This is a genomic window from Saccharothrix stipae, from assembly GCF_054781895.1.
The window spans coordinates 73,447-91,984 of record NZ_BAAGTN010000031.1 but is presented as its reverse complement, the minus strand read 5'-3'; the positions used below and the strand labels follow the sequence as shown (position 1 = coordinate 91,984).

The window sequence follows — 18,538 nt, the reverse complement described above, 5'->3', positions numbered from 1 at the left end:
AGCCCGCGCGTCGCCTACACGTGTGAGCGACGATCAATTCGGGTACCGATAGCTTCAGCAGCACAACGAGACAGAACGGACGACGAGGTGAGCGTGTCGCACACTGAGCCGCGAAGCGGTGAGTCGGAGAACGCCCTGGCCGGGGTCGAGTTGCGGATGGCGGCCGACCCCACGCAGCTGTCGATCGTCCGTGCCGTGGCGGCGGACATCGCCATGAGGCAGGACTTCGACCTTGATTCCATCGAGGACCTGAAGCTGGCGGTGGACGAGGCGTGCTCGACGCTCATCTCGCTGGCCGCGGGGGGTGCTGTGCTCAGCGCCCGGTTCGTCGTGGTGGACGGATCCGTGCAGGTGTTCACCCAGGTGGGATCGCAACGGTCGGCGCCTCCTGACCGGGACAGCTTCGGGTGGCGCGTGCTGAGCGCGCTGGTCGACTCGGTCACGACGTGGGTCGCGCCGCAGGCGGACGCGTTCGAGGTGCACATCGACCTGGTCAAGCGGTCGTTGGGGACGGTGGATGCGTGACGGGGTCGGACGGGGGCACGACGCGGTCCGGCACCCAGGGGGACTACGACCACCTGGCGCCGCTGTTCGTCCGGCTCGCCGCCACCGCGAAGGACGACCCGGCGCGGGAGCGGCTGCGCGACGAGCTGGTGACCGAGCACCTGCCGGTGGCCAAGCACATCGCCAGGCGGTTCGGCCACCGCGGTGAGCCGCACGACGACCTGGTGCAGGTCGCCACGGTCGGCCTGATCAACGCGGTGGACCGGTTCGACCCGGAGCGGGGCAGCGACTTCCTGTCGTTCGCCGTGCCCACGATCATGGGCGAGGTCCGGAAGTACTTCCGGGACTCCAGCTGGTCGGTGCGGATGCCGCGGCGGCTCAAGGAGCTGCACCTGGCCATCAACGCCGGGTCGGCGCGGTTGTCGCAGGAACTGGGCCGGGCGCCGACGCCGAGCGAGCTGGCGCAGCACCTCGGGCTGAGCCGGGAGGAGATCCACGAGGGCCTGGCGGCGGGCAACGCCTACCACAGCGCGTCGCTGGACGACCTGCTGGTGGCCGACGACAGCTCCATCTCGCTGGGCAGCACGCTCGGCGAGGAGGACCCGGAGCTGGAGGCGATCGAGCAGCGGGAGGCGTTGCACCCGTTGCTGGAGAAGCTGCCGGAGCGGGAGCGCAAGATCGTGGTCATGCGGTTCTTCGGGAACATGACGCAGACCCAGATCGCGCAGAAGGTGGGCATCTCGCAGATGCACGTGTCGCGGCTGCTGGCCAAGACGCTGCGGCAGTTGCGCGAGGGGCTGACCGAGTAGGACGGTCCGGACAGGACCGGTCCGGACAGGACGACGCCGGCGTGACCGGCGTAGTGGGACGCGCCGAGGCCGCCCGACATCCGTGTCGGGCGGCCTCGGCGCGTTCGGGGGTTCGGGTGGGGGCGGGCTGCGGTGCCGACGGTTCGGGCTGGGTTCGGCGGGGACCGGTGGGTCTGGTTCGGCGGGGACCGGTGGTGGGGACGGGTGCGGACGGCGACGGTGGGGTGCTTCGCCGGCCTCGGTGGGGGTCGGAGGTGGGTCGGGCCGGGGGCCGGGGAGAGGGGTCGGGCCGGTCAGGCGGCGGAACGGCGGCGGTTGGAGATGATGCGGCGGCGCTCGTCCTCGCCCATGCCACCCCACACGCCGTACGGCTCCTGGACCGCCAGCGCGTGCTCGCGGCACGGGTCGACCACCGGGCAGCGGGCGCACAGCTGCTTCGCCTTGTCCTCCCGGGCGGCCCGGGCGGAGCCCCGCTCGTTGTCCGGGTGGAAGAAGACCGCGCTGTCACGGCCTCGGCACAACCCCTCCTTCTGCCAATCCCATACGTCGGTCACGGGCTTGGGCAGGCGCGCGGTGCTGGTCATCGGTTGAACCCCCTTGCGGTGTCACAGGTGCTTGATCACGGCTTACCCGCTGGTCCCCCGTGGGCAAACGTCTGTGCGCCACATCGGGTGGATTACCGGGTCGGGTGGATTGGACCGCCGACCCGGCACCCGGTCGTCGTGCGACCTATTCCGGCTCCTCCTGCGCGAGCCGCTGGTCGAGGGTCTCGCCCTCGCGCTGCTCGCGCGGTGTGGTGCCGTGCCGGTCGGCGCCGCTCCAGTGCTCGGGCGGGTCGACGCCCTCCTCCAGCGGGTCGACGCCGAGCTCGTCCTCGTCGAGCTGCTCGATCTCGTCCAGCGGTCGTTCGTTCGGGTCGGTCATCGCGCGCCTCCCGCGGTGGACATGGCGGCGTCCAGCTCCGGCGCCACCGACTCGGCCCAGAAGGAGAAGAACTGCTCCTGGTCGGGCCCGATCTGGTTCACGTACACCTCGTCGTAGCCGGCCTCGGCGTACTCGCGGACCGCTTCCACGTACGGCCGCGGGTCGGGGCCCACGGGCAGCGCCGAGCCCACCATCTCCTCGGTGACCAGCGTCGACGCCTGCTCGAAGTGCCGCGGCGTCGGCAGCACCTGCGCCAGTTCACCGGGCAGCTGCTCGTTGGCCCACAGCCGGTGGGCCGTCTTCACGCCCGCCTCGGCCGACGGCGCGTGGCACACCTTGAACCCGGCCTGGGTGGGCTTGCCCCCGCCGCCCGCGGCGCGGAACCGCTCCAGCAGCGACGGGTCGGGGATGGTGGAGCACAGCCCGTCGCCGATCCGGCCCGCGACCTCCGCCGCCTTCGGCCCGAACGCCGACACGTACACCGGCACGGGTGCCGGCGGCAGCGTGTAGAGCCGGGCGTTCTCGACCGTGTAGTGCTTGCCGCGGTGGCTGACCTCCTCGCCGGTCCACAGCGCGCGCATCACCTCGACGGCCTCCTCCAGCATCTCCAGCCGTTCGGGCGCGGAGGGCCACGGGTCGCCGAAGATGTGCTCGTTCAGCGCCTCACCGCTGCCCACCCCGAGGGTGAACCCGCCGCGGCACTGGACGGCGGCCGTCGCGGCGGCCTGAGCCACCACGGCGGGGTGAATTCGTACCGTCGGACAGGTGACGGCGGTGGTGATGGGCAACGACGTGGCCTCCGACAGCGCCCCGATCACGGACCACACGAACGGGCTGTTGCCCTGCTCGCGGTTCCACGGGTGGTAGTGGTCGGAGATCCACAGGCGCTCGAACCCCGCCTGCTCCGCCCACCGCGCCTGCCTGACCAGCTCACGCGGCCCGCTCTCCTCGCTGGAGAGGAAATAACCGATGCTGACCATGGCCACCGGTTACCCGCGCAGGAATTCCTGAACCTTGGTCCGCACGCCCCGCTTCACGACGTCCCACGCGTCCGGGTCGCCCCTGAGCATCGCCTCGGCGGTGGCCTTGGTCTGCTCGAACGTGGTGTGCGGCGGGATCGGCGGCGTGTTCGGGTCGCACCGCACGTCGAGCACCACGGGCCGGGACGCCGACAGCGCGTGCTCCCACGCCGGGCCCAGGTCGGCGGGGTCGTCCACGTCGACGCCGTCCAGCCCGAGGGACCGGGCGAAGGCGGCGTACCCGACGTCGGGCAGCACCTGGGACTGCTCGAACTTCGGCGCGCCACCCATCGCCCGCAGCTCCCACGTCACCTGGTTGAGGTCGTTGTTGTGCAGCACGCACACCACGCACCGCGGGTCGGACCACTCCTGGTGGTAGCGGGCGATGGTGATCAGCTCGGCGAGCCCGTTCATCTGCATCGCGCCGTCGCCGACGAGCGCCACGACGGGCCGGTCGGGGTGGGCGAACTTCGCGCCGATCGCGTAGGGCACACCGGCGCCCATGGTGGCGAGCGTGCCCGAGAGGGAACCGCGCATCCGGCCGCGCAGCCGCACCAGCCGCGCGTACCAGTTCGCCGCCGAGCCCGAGTCGGCGGTGACGATCGCGTCCTCGGGCAGCCGGGGCGACAGCTCCCACGTGATCCGCATCGGGTTCACCGGCTCGGCGTCCACGAAGGACTGGCGGCGCAGCGTCCCCCACCACTCGTCGACGTTGCGCTCGACCTGCTCGCGCCACGACCGGTCCTCCTTGCGCCGCAACGAGGGCAGCATCGCCCGCAACGTCGCGCCGGCGTCACCCACGAGGTTGACCTCGGTCGGGTAGCGCATGCCGATGAGCCCACCGTCGATGTCGACCTGCACCGCCCGCGCGTGGCCGAACTCCGGCAGGAACTGCGAGTACGGGAAGCTGGAGCCGACGATCAGCAGGGTGTCGCAGTCGCGCATCAGCTCGTAGCTGGGCCGGGTGCCGAGCAGTCCGATCGAGCCGGTCACCCACGGCTCGTCGTCGGGCAGCACGTCCTTGCCCAGCAACGCCTTCGCCACGCCCGCGCCGAGCACGTCGGCGACCTGGCGCACCTCGTCGGCGGCGCCGCGGGCGCCCTGGCCGATCAGGATCGCGACCCGCTCCCCCGCGTTCAGCACCTCCACCGCGCGCTCGACGTCGTCCGACGACGGCACGGCGGTCGCCCACGACCGGCTCGGCGCGCTGGACGGGACGTGCTTGAACGCGTGCTCGGGCGGCGAGTACGCCAGCTCCTGCACGTCCGCCGGGATGATCAACGCGGTCGGCGCGCGCCGCGCCTCGGCGGTGCGGATGGCCCGGTCCAGCGCGTTGGGCAGCTGCTCCGGCACCGTCACGTCCACCAGGTACTCCGACGCGACGTCCTTGAACAACGCGTGCAGGTCGACTTCCTGCTGGTAGTTGCCGCCCATCGCGGTGCGGGCGGTCTGCCCGACGATCGCGACCACCGGCACGCGGTCGAGCTTGGCGTCGTAGAGGCCGTTGAGCAGGTGGATCGCGCCGGGACCGGACGTGGCCAGGCACACGCCGACCCGGCCGCCGAACTTCGCGTACCCGACGGCTTCGAGCGCGGACATCTCCTCGTGCCGCGACTGGATGAACCGCGGCCGGTCGTCGCTGCGCCCGAAAGCCGCGACCAGCCCGTTGATGCCGTCACCCGGATAGGCGAACACGTGCTCGACGCCCCAGTCGCGCAGTCGGCGGAGCACGAAGTCGGCGACGGTGTCGGTCATGGCGGCCTCCCTGGAAAGGGAGGGGTTACCCGGTCCCGTCGCCGGCTAAAGCGGGAGCAGCAGGCGTCCGCCCAGCAGGAGGGTGCCGACGGTCACGGCGGCGAACAGGGTCACCCAGACCAGGCCGGGCACCCGGGTGATCCGGGCCAGTTGGTCGGCGTCGGACTGGCGGGCGAGCCCGCGCATCCGCCTGCGTTGCAGCTCGCCGACCGGGCGCACGCCGCCGAGCAGCAGGAACCACGTCACGAACAGCGCGAACGCGGCCTGCCACTCGGTCGTGGCGTACCACGACACGGTGAACATCACCGCGCCGGTCAGCACCACCGACAGCACGCCGAACGCGTTGCGGATCATGATCAGCATCCCGGCGAGCAGCCCCACCGTGGCCCACAGCAGCGGGCGGACGTGCCCGGCGGTCACGAGGGCCGCCGCGCCCAGCCCGAGCAGGGACGGCGTCACGTACCCGGCGAAGTACATGAGCACCACGGCGAACCCGGTGGGCCGGCCACGTGACACGGTGACCCCGGAGGTGTCCGAGTTCAGCTTGATGCCCTCCAGCCTGCGGCCGGTGAGCAGCGCGACGAGGGCGTGACCCGCCTCGTGCGCGATGGTGACCACGTGCCTGCTGTACCGCCACACGCCGGGGCTCGCCACCAGCACCAGCGCCAGCGCGACGGGCGCCCACTTCATCAGAGTCGACATTGCCGCCCAGCATAGGCAAGGGGCTTGACCTGGAGTGCGCTCCAGCAGCCAGGCTGATCGCCATGCGACGACAGCGAATCGGTTCACTGGAGGTCAGCGCCCTCGCCCTGGGCGCGCTGCCGTTCGGCAAGTGGGTGGACGAGCGGACCTCGTTCGCGATCATGGATCGCTTCGTCGAGGCCGGTGGCACGTTCCTGGACACGTCGAACAACTACGTGTTCTGGGACGGCGGGACGGGCGACGAGAGCGAGGAGGCGGTCGGCCGCTGGCTGGCCGCGCGGGGCAACCGCGACGAGGTGGTGGTCGCCACGAAGGTGGGCGCGCGGCCGTTGACGCCCGGCACCGGCCTGGAGAACGCCGAGGGCCTGGCCGCGGACACGATCCGCGGTGCCGCGCGGGACAGCCTGCGGCGGCTGGGCACCGACCGCATCGACCTCTACTACAGCCACATCGAGGACCGCGGCGTCACGTTGGAGGACACGCTCGGCGGGTTCGCGTCCCTGGTGGAGACCGGTGTGGTGCGGGAGATCGGGGCCAGCAACCACGCCACGTGGCGGCTGGAGCGGGCGCGGGCGGTGTCGCGGGCCAACGGGTGGCCCCTCTACACCGCGGTGCAGGAGCGGTACAGCTACCTGAGGCCGCGGCCGGGGGTGAAGCTGCCGGAGGGCGGTCACGTGCACATGACCGACGAGCTGTTCGACTACGCGGCGGCCGAGGGTGACGTGGCGCTGGTGGCGTACTCGGCGCTGCTGTCGGGCCGGTACCGGGACAAGCCGCTGGGCGAGCACTACGACCACCCCGGCACCGCGCGGCGGCTGGCGGTGCTGCACGAGGTGGCGGCGGAACTGGGTGCGACGGTCAACCAGGTCGTGCTGGCGTGGCTGCTGCGCCAGGACATCATCCCGCTGGTGGGGGCCAGCAGCGTGGCGCAGCTGGACGAGTCGCTGGGTGCGCTGGAGATCAAGCTGGACGACGACCAGGTCCGGCGGATGGACTCGGCGGTCTGACCGGGGGTGCCGCAGACGACAGCGGTGCACGGCCCGCTCGGGACCGTGCACCGCTGTCGGCTTGCCGTTCCGCGCGCGTCGCGCTCGGCGCGGCGTTGTCAGCGCGTCGTCACCGGCTGAACCGCGACTTGTGCTGCTCGGCGATGGCCGGGTCGATCGGCTGCACCGGCCGCGGGCTCACGGTCGGGTCCATCGACTCGATCCGCTCGTCGCGGTGCGCTCCGGGACGACTCGGGTCGCCGTGCCGGGAGTCGACCCGCTGGGTGGGCATCTGCTGCGTCACCGGGTCGGTCTCGGGGTCGCGGATGCTCGCCGCCCGCCCGTGCGGCGCCTGGTCGTGCCGCCGGTCCGCGACCGGGTCGCCGGGGCCGACGACCGGTTCACCGGTCCGCTCGTCCACCGGCTCCTCCGTCACGATCTTGCGCCGCGCCGGCAGCACCGCGATCAGCAGACCCACCGCGGCCAGGCCGAGGTGCAGCCAGTTGTCGTTGACGTTGAGCGCCAGCGGGTTGCCCAGGCGTTCGACCGGGTTGGTGGAGAACACACCGGCCAGCGCCAGGCCCCACAGCAGCACGGCGCCGTAACCGAGGAACAGGATCCAGCCGTAGAGCCGGGCCAGGCCGGACGTGCTCGCCATGAGCAGGCCGAGCACACCGAACGCCAGGTGGACGACGTTGTGCAGCGGGTTCAGCGTGAACCCGAGCAGCATCGCGTGCTGGTCACCCGCGAAGTCGCCGAAGCCGGTGCGCACGAAGCCCAGCACACCCAACGCGAGGAAGACCAGGCCGACCAGGCCGGCCAGCACCTGGGCGGGTTGCAGGCCCGCGACCTTGACGCGACCGACCGTCGAGTGGTGGGTCATCTCGCCCTCCAACTGAGGACCACGAGCCCGTCTACCGGGCTCCGGACGACCACCGACTACCCGGACCGTTCGCACCGCAAACAGGCCCGCCCGGCGTTGGGCCGAATGGCGCAGGGCACCGTCGCGGGGAACGGGCGCACGAACCCGTCCCCCCTTTCTTCGACAGGAGTCGAACACCCCGCCGTGCCGGGGTTCTTCCGCCCCGACCCACCCCATGAAGGCCGGGCCGCCAGGCCGCGCCGAATGCGCGGTCGATCATCGCGGCCAATAGGCCGATTCGATTTCCGAATAATGTGCGCCGTTTGGCCGGATTCGTCGTACGAGCAGGTCAGGAGAGCTGGCCGCGGTCACCGGACGTGCGCGTCGCGGAGCCGTTCCACTCGGTCTCCTTGCTGTTCACGAAGGTCCCCTTTGTAGTCGTCGAACACCACTGCCGGTGTCGGTAGGACTATCTCCGAGGGGACCGCCGGTCGTCAAAGTGATTATGTCGATCGCTAATTGGCGGCAGTGGCCTTCCAGATCATCGAGTACCGCCAGTAGAGGTGCCTGCGCAACCGCGCGCCGGGCAGCACCGAGTCCGCCTCGGCCTTGATCTCGCGCACCGACAGCGACCAGTCCCGCACCGGCGCGTCGTCGCGCGGGTCGTCGCGGACCAGCCGCACGGCGAAGTTCAGCGGCACCGAGGCGAGGCTCACCGCGAAGTCCCACGCGCTCTCCTCGCGGGCCAACCCGAGCACCGCCACCACCCCGCCCGGCCGCACCAGCGACCGGAACCGCTCCAGCGCCGGCCGCAGCGGCAGGTGGTGCAACGCGGCGATGCAGGAGACGAAGTCGTACGGACCGCCGAGGTCGGTCGCCAGCGCGTCACCGCGCCGGAAGTCGACACCGGGCACCTCGGCGTCGACGTGCCGGTCCACCGCCGTCACCGCGAGCCCGCGCGCGGCCAGCTTGCCCGCGAACACCCCGTGCCCGCAGCCCACGTCCAACGCCGTGCGCGCACCCGCGGGCACCTGCCGGAGCAGGAACGAGTGGTAATGCGCGTTGTGGTCGAAGTGCTTCACACCCCTGCCGACGCGCGGGCGGCCACCGGGTTGCCTCCCGCGCAAGATCGCTTGACCTCGACTTAACTCGAACTCCTAGCGTGGCGGACAGCAACCTAGAGGGGATCAGGACATGCACGCCATCCGTCAGCACGAGTTCGGCCCGGCCGAGAACCTCCACTACGAACGGACCGCCGACCCGGAACCGGGGCCCGGCCAGGTGCGGATCACGGTGACCGCGGCGGGGGTGCACCTGCTCGACACGTCGATCCGCCGCGGCGAGCACGGTGGGCCGTTCCCGCTGCCCGAGCTGCCCATGACGCCGGGCCGGGAGGTCGCCGGCGTCGTCACCGCGCTGGGCGACGGTGTCGAGGCGCACTGGCTGGGCAAGCGGGTCGTCGCCCACCTGGGCCAGGCCAGTGGTGGGTACGCGGAACTGGCCGTGGCGAACGCCGCCTCGCTGCACGAGCTGCCCGACCACGTGTCCGACGACGCCGCGGTGGCCATGATCGGCACCGGGCGCACCGCCGTGGGCGTGCTGCGGATCGCCGAGCTCACCGCCGACGACGTGGTGCTGGTGACGTCGGCCGCAGGTGGTCTGGGCGCGTTGTTCGTCCAGCAGGCCAAGGCGGTCGGGGCGAAGGTCGTCGGCGTGGCGAGCACCGCCAAGCTCGACCTGGTCCGCCGGTTGGGCGCGGACGTGGTGGCCGACTACACCCGGCCGGACTGGTCGGAGGGGATCGGGGAGGTCACGGTGGTGCTCGACGGCGTCGGCGGCGAGCCGGGCCGCCAGGCCCTGGAGCTGCTGGGCGTCGGCGGCCGGATCCTGCTGTTCGGCTGGTCCGCGGGCGAGCCCACCCGCATCGAGACCGCCGACCTGTACCGCCTCGGCATCACCGCGGCGGTCGTGGTCGGACCGCGGATGATGAAGGGCACCAACCTGCGCGGGCTGGAGGAGATGGCCCTGGACGCCCTGGCCGAGGGCCGCCTCGTCCCGCTCACCACGACGTTCCCGCTCAGCGAGGCTGCCAAGGCGCACGCCGCGCTGGAGGGCCGCGCCACCGTGGGCAAGGTCGTGCTCAAGCCTTGAGGCGGGTGGCCCCGTGCGCGGCGAACGCGCACGGGGCCACACCGGCTACACCGGCACGGTGACGATCTGCTCGTCATCGAAGTTGCGCACCTCGATCGCCGCGACGTCCTCGGGCGCGATGAGCGCCGAGCCGTCGAGGTTGGTGCCGTCCTTCTCCCCCGCCGCCGAGACCAGCCAGCTGCCCGCCTCCTGCCTGCTGCCGTCCTTGGCGACGACGAACAGCCTGCACTTCTCGTTCTCCGCGATGCCGGCCACGGACGCGTTCACCCGGACCCACCCGGCGGCGGGCTTGACCTGCACGGTCATCCGCGCGCCGGTGCGCGGGTCGGTCGCCGACCCGAGCCTGGTCCCGGCGGGCGGCACGGGCTGGGTCGTGGCCTGCTGCGTGGCGGCCACGTCGGGCGCGGTGCTCCGGCCGACCGCGAAACCGCCGCCGAGCACGACCGCGGCCACGGCCGCCGCGACCAGCCCGAGGCCGATCTGACGACGGCGCAGCTGCGCGCCGCGCTCGGACCGCACCTGCCGCAACGTCCGCTGCAACAGCAGGTCACCGCCCTCGGGCGGACCGTCGAGCAACGCCTCGGGGGGCACGTCGCCCATGACGTCGGCCATCGACCTCAGCTCGGCCAACTCGGCGCGGCACCGCGGGCAGGACGCCAGGTGGGCCTCCACGGCACGTGCCTCCCGCTCGTCGAGCACGCCCAGCACGTACGCGCCGAGCAGCTGCGGATCGTGGTTCGTGGTCATCCGGCCACCCCCTTCAGCGCCACCTGTTGCCCGACGAACGTCTCTCTCAACGCCCGCAGCGCGTAATGCGATCTCGACTTCACCGTTCCCGGGGGCACCCCCAACGCCTCGGCCGCCTCGGTCACGCTGCGGCCCCGGAAGTAGATCTCCATCAGCACGTCGCGGTGGTCCGACGACAACCGGTCCAGGGCTTCGAGCACGACCATCGAGTCCACCACGGAGTCGGCGTGGTCGCGCTGCACCGGCGGGGTCATCGGCGTCTCGGCCACCTCCTGGGGCCGGGCCGCCCTCGCCCTGATCCGGTCCGTGACGATGTTGCGCGTCACCGTGAGCAACCAGCCGCGGACCGATCCCTTGCCGTTCACCAGGGCGTCCGGGTGCCGCCAAGCGCGCACGAGGGTTTCCTGGACGACGTCCTCGGCCGCCGCCCGATCCCCGGTCAACCGCGTCGCGTAGGCGAGCAGCGCCCGACCGTGCTCCTCGTAGAGGGACCGGATCAGTGCCTCGTCGGCCGCGGCCTCCCGTTTCCGGGACCACAGAGCCGCCATCCACCCACTCCTCTCGTCAACCCACGCCACGGACACGGACGCCGGAGGGGTTCGGTTCACCGCGGGCGGAGGAAGTTTCGCGGGTGCGCCCGGGACCTCCCCCACCGAGCCCGCGCCACCACGCCGGCCGGCGCCCTCCGACCAGCGGCCACCGCGACGTCCGCGCGTGCGGGACGCTCGCGCGAACCGCGGCGATCCACCGATTCCGAGCGGGTCGGAATCCTTTCGATCCCGCAGTCGCGACGCTTCGGCAAATTCCGCCGATCGGGTGGGTCGGATTTCGTCGCGGGTGCTCTCCGGCGCGGTCCCGGAGATGTCGCCGAAGCGCCGCTGAACAGGCGATCACGGTGCCGGCGCGAGCGAGAGCACAATGACCGCCGGCGCGCGATTCGGCGACCGTGACCTGGTGGCAGGGGTGGCGGTGGAGCACTGGACAAGCCCGGAACAGCTGGTAACTTCCGCCGTGAACGTCGATCGGAAATCGTCGACGAATTCACGAAAAGGAGTACCGATGAAGTTCAGGAACGTCATGGCGACACTTTTAATGGCGCTCGGATTGGTGCTGTCGACCGCACCCGGCGCGATGGCGCAGAGCGACTCCTGGTCACACCCGGACGGTGTCGGCAGGGCGAGCTACGACGACGGCGGTGACATCTACTGGGTGTGCGACACCAAGACCGACGACATCGGTGTCGCCGGCCGGCTCAACGTCCGGCAGGCGGACGGCAGTTACCACCACTTCGCCTGGGTTCGGGACGGCAACGGCAACAACGGCGAGTGCAGCACTCCCAACAACGTGGACGTGCTCCGCGAGACGGCCCTCTACACGCTGACGATCTGCCAGCAGAACACCAGCGAGGGCGTTCGGTACAACTGCCGCACCTCGCCGAACATCCCCGGCGCCTGACCCCGGTCGAGGGCTAGGCGCAGGTCTTCCCGGTGTTCACGCAGCTCGTGACGTGGTCGATCAGCTCGTCCGGCATGACGTTGACGAACATGGCGTGGTCGGTGCGCGGGTCGCGCCGCTGGTCGGGGAAGCTGTCGATGGCGTACGGCCGCCCGGCGGGGACGTCGTAGGCGACCCGCACGCGCAGCTTCGGCACCGGGAACGTGCCCGGCCGGCACACCCCGTTCGACCCCGGGAACTCGACGTGCGCCCGGTGGCTCGGGCTGTCGGTGGTGCGACCGTCCCAGCAGCTGGGGAAGTCGAACGTGCGCAGCACCCTGCTGCCCGGGTCGCACTCCGGGTACCGGTCGGTGTGCCGGTCCTCGAAGCCGGTGCAGCTCCACCGCGCCCGCCCGCGACCGGTGTTCAGCGCGGCCGGGTCGCCGGTGATCATGCGCAGGAACCTCGGCATCGGCACGACCTCGCTGACCGGGCTGCCGGTGAACGCGATCTCCACGCTCGACGGCGGCAGCACCTGGCCGGTGTTGCCGTGCACGCCGCCACCGGGCGCGTGCTCGTCGTGGCCGGTCCGGTCGGTCAGCCGCAGCACCGGCCAGTAGTAGGTCGACCGGTCGCCGGACCCGCAGGTGGTGCCGGCGGCGGCCAGCGACTCGTCGGTGGAACCGGCGTGCGTGCTCACGTTGCCGACGTACTCGTGGGTGTGGTGCGCGCCGAACGGCTGACCGGGCGCGATGACCATGTTGTCGGCGTTGAGGTGGCGGGACTCGTTGCGCCCGCAGTCGACGCGGAACGTGCCGGTGGAGGCGTCCTGGGTGGTGGTGGCCGACTCGACCGCCACCGGCACGTCTCCGATGGCCACGGTGCGGCTGTCCGCGCAGCCGGCGGCCAGCACGAGGACCAGCAGCAGTGGCGACCACCTCACGTCGACAGCTTATTAGGACGCGCACGACCCGACGCGGGTCGACCGGCCGACTGAGACGGCGAGGCGGCGAACGCGCGGCGCGCCGGCACCGAGTGGGCGACTCAGGGTGACCGGGTGGCGGAGCCGGTGACCAGGACGCGGCCGTCGACCGTGACGACGGCGACCGTGGCGAGCTCGTCGGGGTCGACCATCGCGGCCCCGGCCAGCGCGGTGTCGCCCGGCCCGGGATCGACCGGCCGGGAACCGTCGGGCCGGGCATCGGTGGGCCGGGCGGCGACCCAACCGCCCGCCACGTAACGCCGTCCGCGCACGTCGGTGACCACCAGCTGGCACCGCTCACCCGCGTCGACGCCGTCGACCACCGCCCGCAGCCGCACCCAGCCGTCCGCGGGCGTGATCGTGGCGGTCATCCGCACGCCGTCGGTCGTGGTGGCGACCAGGACCCGCTCCCCCGGCACGCTGTGCCGGCCGAGGTACGCGCCACCGGCCAGCGCCGCGGCGGCGAGCGCGGTGCTCACCACCACGACGACACCGCCGCGGCGCTTGCGGTCGCGCGTCCGCTCGGTGCGGACCTGGCGCAGCGTGCGTTCGAGGATCGGATCGTGCATCTCTTCTCGTTCAGCTCGTGCTCGGACGTGCCCCGAGCGGCGACGGGTTGCGGCGGGTGGCGTGCATCGGCGGGCCTTCCTCACTGGCGACCAACACCCCTGACACGGACCCGTGGGACGTTCGGTTCAACCGCCGGGGGGACCGACGCCGGGGAATGGACGCCGACGTGCCGCGAGGCGGCCCCGGGTCGGGACCGCCTCGCGCGGGTGCCGCCGTGCCGACCGGGTCAGTTCAGCTGGACCCGGAGGATGCGGCTGTTCGAGTTGTTGGGCACGCTGTCCCGGTCGTCGCTGGTGGTCAGCCACAGGCTGCCGTCCGGCGCGGCCTCGACCGTGCGCAGCCGGCCGTAGGTGCCCTGGAAGTGGGTCGTCTCCGAGCCGACCGACGTGCCGCTGATCTGGAGCCGGTAGAGCCTGCTGCCGCGCAGCGCGGCGACGTAGACGGCGTTGTTGACGATGGCGATGCCGCTGGGCGAGGCGTTGGCGGTGCTCCACGTCCGCTTCGGCGCGATGTAGCCGGAGCAGCTGCCGGACGTGCCCTCGCACGCGGGCCAGCCGTAGTTGCCGCCGCGCTCGGCCAGGTTCAGCTCGTCCATGATCGTGTTGCCCAGCTCGGCCTGCCACAGCCTGCCCTGGCCGTCGAACGCCAGGCCCTGCACGTTGCGGTGGCCGTAGGTCCACACGTACCGGGCGTTGCCGCCGTTGCCGTAGAACGGGTTGTCGCTCGGCGGTGAGCCGTCGGCGTTGAGCCGCAACACCTTGCCGCCCAGGTTGGCCAGGTCCTGCGCCCAGTTCGCGTTCTGGCCGTCGCCGGTGCCCGCGTACAGCTTGCCGTCCGGCCCGAACTCCAGCCGGCCGCCGTTGTGGTAGCGGTTGCGCGGGATCCCGGTGAGCAGCACCTGCACCGAACTCGGCACCAGCGCGTTGTTCTGCACCTTGATCCGCACGATCCGGTTGTCGTTCGCGGCCGTGTGGTAGATGTACAGGTAGTTGTCGGACGCGAAGTTCGGCGACACCTCCAGGCCGAGCAGGCCGCCCTCGCCGTTCGTGGTGACGACGTTCGGCACCGTGCCCAGGGTGGTCTTCACCCCGGACGGCGACAGCTTGACGACGTCGAACGCGTCGCGGCGGGTGTAGACGCCGGAGCCGTCGGGCAGGAAGTCGAGGCCCCACGGCACGTCGGTGTCGGTGGCCAGCTGCGTCACCGCGCCGACCTGGTCGCCGCCCGCGGACGTGGTGGCGCTGACCCCGGTGCTCCAGTCGGAGACGTTGCCCACCGCGTCGTACGCCCGCACGGTGAACAGGTAGGTGGTGTTCGGGGTGCGCCCGCCGATGGTGGCCGACGTGCCGGTCGACTCACCGACCCTCGATCCGCCCGCGAGGATCTCGTAGCGGGTCACGCCGACGTTGTCGGTCGACGCGTTCCACGCCAGCGACACCGAGTTCGCCGTGACACCCGTGACGCGCAGGCCCATCGGCGGCGTCGGCGGCTGCGTGTCGGCCTGCGCCGGCGGCGTGGTCACCTCGGTGTTGTTGCTGGCCTGGGAGATGTTGCCGGCGGCGTCCTTGGCGTTGACGTAGTAGACGTAGGAGCCGTTGGGGCTCAGGCCGGTGATCGTGGTGGAGGTGCCGGTGACGGACTTGACGAACTGGCCCCGCTGGTAGACCTCGTAGGACGTCACGCCGACGTTGTCGGTGGCCGGGTCCCAGGCCAGGTCGACCGAGGTGGGCGTCACGTTGGCCGAGCGCAGGCCGCTCGGCGGCGAGGGCGGCGTGGTGTCCGCCTGCCCGGTCTCGCCGAACACCTGGAACTCCTGCAACGAGTAGCCGTTGTAGGTCGTCGTGCGGCACCGCGTGGTGCCGTACATGCGGACGTACCGACCGCTCCCGCTCACCACGAGGTCCTCCACGCCGCCCTGGCCGTTGGCGGTGGCGTAGACGCTCGTCCACGTATTCGCGTCCGACGAGACCTCGACGCGGTAGGCGCGGGCGCAGGACAGGTCCCACTGGAGCCGGACCCGGGTGATGGCGGCGGTGACGCCGAGGTCGACGTAGATCCACGACGGGTCGACACCGCCCCGGCTGGCCCACCGGGTGGACGAGTTCCCGTCCACGGCCATGGACGGCGCGTAGCCGGTGGTGCCGGAGGACGAGGCGACCGCCGGTTTTCCTTGGGACAGCAGGACGGGCGCCGCGCTCGCGGGCGCGGCGGACACCAGGCCGGACGCCACTACGGCGAGCGCGGTGGCGAGCGGGATCGGCCAGGCGCGCCGGGTACGGGGTGCCACAGAAGCCTCCACGGTCGTTGGCGACTCCCCCGGAACACCAGGGGATTGATGCGGCGGCGGAGTGCGGCGGGATGGCGGCGCGGTGGTGGCGGAGAAGGACGTCAGCGTGCCCGGGGTCTGAGTTTTCGCAACTGTTTGACCCCCGAGTCGGTCGCGTGTAGTCATCGAGCTGTCACCAAACGGTAAGGGCTTTCCCCAGCAGCGTCCAGTGGTGCCTCGTGGAGAAGGGGGCGAATGCGCCCGATGTCGCGGTCGCGCCGGTCCACCGCGGTCCCACCCGCCGTGCCGGCGGTGATCGGCGGCGGGAAGACCCGCGGATGAGCGACCGGTTCACCGAACTGCACGTCGACGGCGTGCGCCGGGTCTTCGGCGACCACGTCGCGCTGGAGGGCTTGGACCTGACCATCAAGGCCGGCGAGTTCGTGGCGCTGCTCGGGCCGTCCGGCTGCGGCAAGTCGACCGCGCTGCGCTGCCTGGCCGGGCTGCTGCCGCTGTCCGGCGGGCGGATCGTGCTCGACGGCAGGCGCATCGACCGGCTGTCACCGGACGAGCGCGGCTTCGGGATGGTGTTCCAGGACTACGCGTTGTTCCCGCACATGACCGCGCGGCGCAACGTCGCGTTCGGCCTGGCGATGCGGAACGTCGCGCGGGCCGAGCAGGCGCGGCGGGTGGACGAGGTGCTGCGGGTGGTGCGGTTGACCGACCAGGCGGACAAGTACCCGGCGCAGCTGTCGGGCGGGCAGCGGCAACGGGTGGCGATCGCGCGGGCCGTCGTGCCCGAGCCGCCGCTGGTGCTGATGGACGGGCCGCTGTCCAACCTGGACGCCTCGCTGCGGCTGGAGATGCGGTCGGAGATCCGCGGGCTGCACCAGTCGCTCGGGCTGACCACCGTGTACGTCACGCACGACCAGGAGGAGGCGTTGGCGCTGGCCGACCGGCTCGTGGTGCTGCGCGACGGCGCGGTGCAGCAGGTCGGGTCGCCCGAAGAGGTCTACACGCACCCGCGCAACCACCACGTGGCCGGGTTCATGGGCTACCGCAACCTGCTGTCGGCGACGGTGACGTCGGTGTCCGGCGAGCGCACGACGGTGTCGCTGGGCGGTGTGCCGTTGACCGGGGTGCACCGCGGCGGCCCGCCGTCGGGCGACGCGGTGGTGGCGATCCGGCCGGAGGACTTCAGCGTGGCGCTGCGCCGGACCCACAACGTGCTGGAGGTCGTGGCGGAGGTCGTCGAGTACCACGGCCGCGAGCAGGCGGTGCGGGCGCGGCTGCCCGACGGGCAACCGCTGCACCTGCGCACCACGAGCAGGCCGGTGCCGGGTGACGCGGTGCGGCTGCGCGTGCCGGTCGAGCGGGTCCTGGTGTTCCCGCCGTGAGCACCGGGAACACCAGGACCCGCTCACGGCAGCAGCAGCCCCCAGTGGACGGCCCACGGCACGAACACCGCGCCACCGGCGACCAGCAGGCCGAGGCGCACGTCCGACCTGGCCCGCCACCACGCCGGGACCGTCGCGACGGTCGCGACCACGGTCGCGACCGCCAGCAGCTGGAGCCCCAGCCACGGCAGCGGTCGGCCCGCCACCACCGGGCCGAGGCTCTTCGCGCCGCTGGAGGCGAGGTGGGCCAGGTACCCGAGCAGCCCGAGGACGCTCAGCAGCCCGGTGGTGGCCGACCAACGCGCCGCGCGTCGGCCGGGTCCCGCCCCACCACGTCCCCGCAGCCGGCGCATGGCCGCGCCGACCCCGTAGCCGGCGAACGCCACCAGCAGCAGCACGACCGCGCCGAGCTGCATCCACGGTGACCCGGCCTCGACCGGCGTGCTCCGCCGCTCCTGGTGCGGCGCGGGGCCGACCTCGGTGGTCGGCGGCGCCGCACCGAGCCCGTCGACCCACGTGGCGACCTGCTCCAGGTAGGCCGGCGACACCTCGTCACCCCGCTGGAACCCGTCCGCCGACAACCGCATCGTGTGATCGGCGCCGGGGACGGCCCGCAGCGCGTAGTGCCCGTTGCCGCCCCGGTCGAACGACTCCTGGAAGACGCGCATGCTCTCCGCCGAGGGGATCACCCGGTCGAGGTCACCCCACAGGCCGAGCACCGGCTGGGTGATCCGCTCCAGCACCGGCACCGGGTCGTAGCCGGACTCGGGGAACACGCCCGCGCCGACGAGCAGGCCCAGGGTGGTCCGCGAGACGGTCCGCACCAGCGAGCCGGTCACCCCGGCGGCGGCGAGCCGGTTGACGAGGTTCCACGACTGCTGCCGCTCGGGCGCCACGCCGGGCGCGCCCACCGTGACCACGAACGCCACGTCGGTCGAGCCGGACGCGGCCAGCGGCGCCACCCAACCGCCCTCGCTGACCCCCCACAGGCCGGTTCGGGCCGGGTCGACGCCCGGGTGCGTCCGCAGGGCCCGCAACGCCGCCAGCGCGTCGTCGGCCAACAGCCGGAAGTCGACGTCGGACTTCGACCGCTTGGGCCGCTTGTCGTAGATCAACGTCACGACGCCCGCCTGCGCGAAAGCCTCGGCTTCTTGGCGGTAGCCGTCCCGGGTCACCCGGCCCGAGCCGTGCACCATCACCATCGCGGGTCGGGGCGTGCCCGACTCCGGTGCGATCACCGTGCCGTGCAGCGTCAGGTCACCGCTCGAGAAGGTGATGTCCTGCTCGACCAGCCCGGCGGGCGCGGCCCGGGCCGGCGACGCGGGTGCGACCAGGGCCGCGATCACGGCCGTGGTCGCGACCAGCCGTCCGAGGGCACGCCGAAACGGCGAGTTGCGTCCGGGGAGCACAGGTGCTCTCCTTCCAGTGGA

At 72.3% G+C, this 18,538-nt stretch carries 19 protein-coding genes; 6 read left to right on the top strand and 13 right to left on the bottom strand.

All coding sequences use genetic code 11. The features are described 5' to 3' along the window. The first annotated feature begins 93 nt into the window (after positions 1–93). Both ACYVLT_RS38755 and ACYVLT_RS38750 read left to right on the top strand, forming a co-directional pair. On the top strand, positions 94–525 hold the full coding sequence (locus ACYVLT_RS38755) for an ATP-binding protein (protein WP_461125141.1): 432 nt from the start codon (positions 94–96) through the stop codon (positions 523–525). Further along, positions 522–1,313: a SigB/SigF/SigG family RNA polymerase sigma factor gene (locus ACYVLT_RS38750; protein WP_461125140.1), complete on the top strand. Its 792-nt coding sequence runs from the start codon at positions 522–524 to the stop codon at positions 1,311–1,313. Before ACYVLT_RS38755 ends, ACYVLT_RS38750 begins: the two co-directional genes overlap by 4 nt. A gap of 293 nt (positions 1,314–1,606) precedes the next feature. On the opposite strand, the gene ACYVLT_RS38745 is transcribed toward ACYVLT_RS38750, so the two are convergent. The 5 genes from ACYVLT_RS38745 to ACYVLT_RS38725 form a co-directional block, all read right to left on the bottom strand. Then, positions 1,607–1,897, bottom strand: coding sequence for a WhiB family transcriptional regulator (locus tag ACYVLT_RS38745; protein WP_461125139.1), 291 nt, complete (start codon positions 1,895–1,897; stop codon positions 1,607–1,609). A 145-nt stretch (positions 1,898–2,042) separates the two neighbouring features. Beyond that, on the bottom strand, positions 2,043–2,237 hold the full coding sequence (locus ACYVLT_RS38740; RefSeq protein WP_461125138.1) for a hypothetical protein: 195 nt from the start codon (positions 2,235–2,237) through the stop codon (positions 2,043–2,045). After that, positions 2,234–3,217, bottom strand: a complete 984-nt coding sequence (locus tag ACYVLT_RS38735) for a TIGR03557 family F420-dependent LLM class oxidoreductase (protein ID WP_461125137.1) — start codon at positions 3,215–3,217, stop codon at positions 2,234–2,236. The genes ACYVLT_RS38740 and ACYVLT_RS38735 overlap by 4 nt, the downstream gene beginning before the upstream one ends. Before the next feature lie 9 nt (positions 3,218–3,226). Continuing rightward, the gene (locus ACYVLT_RS38730; protein ID WP_461125136.1) at positions 3,227–5,011 is read right to left on the bottom strand and encodes a thiamine pyrophosphate-requiring protein; all 1,785 of its coding nucleotides are present in this window, start codon (positions 5,009–5,011) and stop codon (positions 3,227–3,229) included. Between the two features lie 45 nt (positions 5,012–5,056). Next, positions 5,057–5,713, bottom strand: a complete 657-nt coding sequence (locus ACYVLT_RS38725) for a M50 family metallopeptidase (RefSeq protein ID WP_461125135.1) — start codon at positions 5,711–5,713, stop codon at positions 5,057–5,059. Positions 5,714–5,775: 62 nt separating this feature from the next. On the opposite strand from ACYVLT_RS38725, the gene ACYVLT_RS38720 reads away from it, so the two are divergent. Beyond that, entirely contained in the window at positions 5,776–6,720 is a 945-nt protein-coding gene (locus ACYVLT_RS38720; RefSeq protein ID WP_461125134.1) for an aldo/keto reductase, read from the top strand. Positions 6,721–6,829: 109 nt separating this feature from the next. Here the strand turns inward: ACYVLT_RS38720 and ACYVLT_RS38715 are convergent, their stop codons facing one another. Then, positions 6,830–7,582 (bottom strand): DUF4383 domain-containing protein, encoded by a 753-nt coding sequence (locus ACYVLT_RS38715; protein ID WP_461125133.1) that lies wholly within the window; start codon positions 7,580–7,582, stop codon positions 6,830–6,832. A gap of 494 nt (positions 7,583–8,076) precedes the next feature. Further along, positions 8,077–8,643 carry a class I SAM-dependent methyltransferase gene (locus tag ACYVLT_RS38710; protein ID WP_461125132.1) on the bottom strand — a complete coding sequence of 189 codons (567 nt, stop codon included), beginning with the start codon at positions 8,641–8,643 and terminating at the stop codon, positions 8,077–8,079. 112 nt (positions 8,644–8,755) lie between these two features. Between ACYVLT_RS38710 and ACYVLT_RS38705 the strand changes: the two genes are divergently transcribed. Then, the gene (locus ACYVLT_RS38705) at positions 8,756–9,712 is read left to right on the top strand and encodes a zinc-binding dehydrogenase (RefSeq protein ID WP_461125131.1); all 957 of its coding nucleotides are present in this window, start codon (positions 8,756–8,758) and stop codon (positions 9,710–9,712) included. A gap of 45 nt (positions 9,713–9,757) precedes the next feature. Here the strand turns inward: ACYVLT_RS38705 and ACYVLT_RS38700 are convergent, their stop codons facing one another. Together ACYVLT_RS38700 and ACYVLT_RS38695 are read right to left on the bottom strand one after the other, a co-directional pair. Further along, the gene (locus ACYVLT_RS38700; RefSeq protein ID WP_461125130.1) at positions 9,758–10,459 is read right to left on the bottom strand and encodes an anti-sigma factor family protein; all 702 of its coding nucleotides are present in this window, start codon (positions 10,457–10,459) and stop codon (positions 9,758–9,760) included. Beyond that, complete coding sequence (locus ACYVLT_RS38695) at positions 10,456–11,007, bottom strand: sigma-70 family RNA polymerase sigma factor (protein ID WP_461125129.1); 552 nt, start codon at positions 11,005–11,007, stop codon at positions 10,456–10,458. The genes ACYVLT_RS38700 and ACYVLT_RS38695 overlap by 4 nt, the downstream gene beginning before the upstream one ends. A 511-nt stretch (positions 11,008–11,518) precedes the next feature. Between ACYVLT_RS38695 and ACYVLT_RS38690 the strand changes: the two genes are divergently transcribed. After that, positions 11,519–11,914, top strand: coding sequence for a hypothetical protein (locus ACYVLT_RS38690; protein ID WP_461125128.1), 396 nt, complete (start codon positions 11,519–11,521; stop codon positions 11,912–11,914). A gap of 13 nt (positions 11,915–11,927) precedes the next feature. On the opposite strand, the gene ACYVLT_RS38685 is transcribed toward ACYVLT_RS38690, so the two are convergent. The 3 genes from ACYVLT_RS38685 to ACYVLT_RS38675 form a co-directional block, all read right to left on the bottom strand. Beyond that, positions 11,928–12,836 carry a DUF1996 domain-containing protein gene (locus ACYVLT_RS38685; protein ID WP_461125127.1) on the bottom strand — a complete coding sequence of 303 codons (909 nt, stop codon included), beginning with the start codon at positions 12,834–12,836 and terminating at the stop codon, positions 11,928–11,930. A 101-nt stretch (positions 12,837–12,937) separates the two neighbouring features. Then, the gene (locus ACYVLT_RS38680; protein WP_461125126.1) at positions 12,938–13,444 is read right to left on the bottom strand and encodes a hypothetical protein; all 507 of its coding nucleotides are present in this window, start codon (positions 13,442–13,444) and stop codon (positions 12,938–12,940) included. Positions 13,445–13,671: 227 nt separating this feature from the next. Next, complete coding sequence (locus tag ACYVLT_RS38675; RefSeq protein WP_461125125.1) at positions 13,672–15,732, bottom strand: PQQ-dependent sugar dehydrogenase; 2,061 nt, start codon at positions 15,730–15,732, stop codon at positions 13,672–13,674. 317 nt (positions 15,733–16,049) lie between these two features. Between ACYVLT_RS38675 and ACYVLT_RS38670 the strand changes: the two genes are divergently transcribed. Continuing rightward, positions 16,050–17,108 carry an ABC transporter ATP-binding protein gene (locus ACYVLT_RS38670; protein ID WP_461125124.1) on the top strand — a complete coding sequence of 353 codons (1,059 nt, stop codon included), beginning with the start codon at positions 16,050–16,052 and terminating at the stop codon, positions 17,106–17,108. Between the two features lie 23 nt (positions 17,109–17,131). On the opposite strand, the gene ACYVLT_RS38665 is transcribed toward ACYVLT_RS38670, so the two are convergent. Next, a complete protein-coding gene (locus ACYVLT_RS38665) occupies positions 17,132–18,517 on the bottom strand; it encodes an alpha/beta hydrolase family protein (protein ID WP_461125123.1) in 1,386 nt (461 codons plus the stop codon). Between the last annotated feature and the right edge of the window lie 21 nt (positions 18,518–18,538).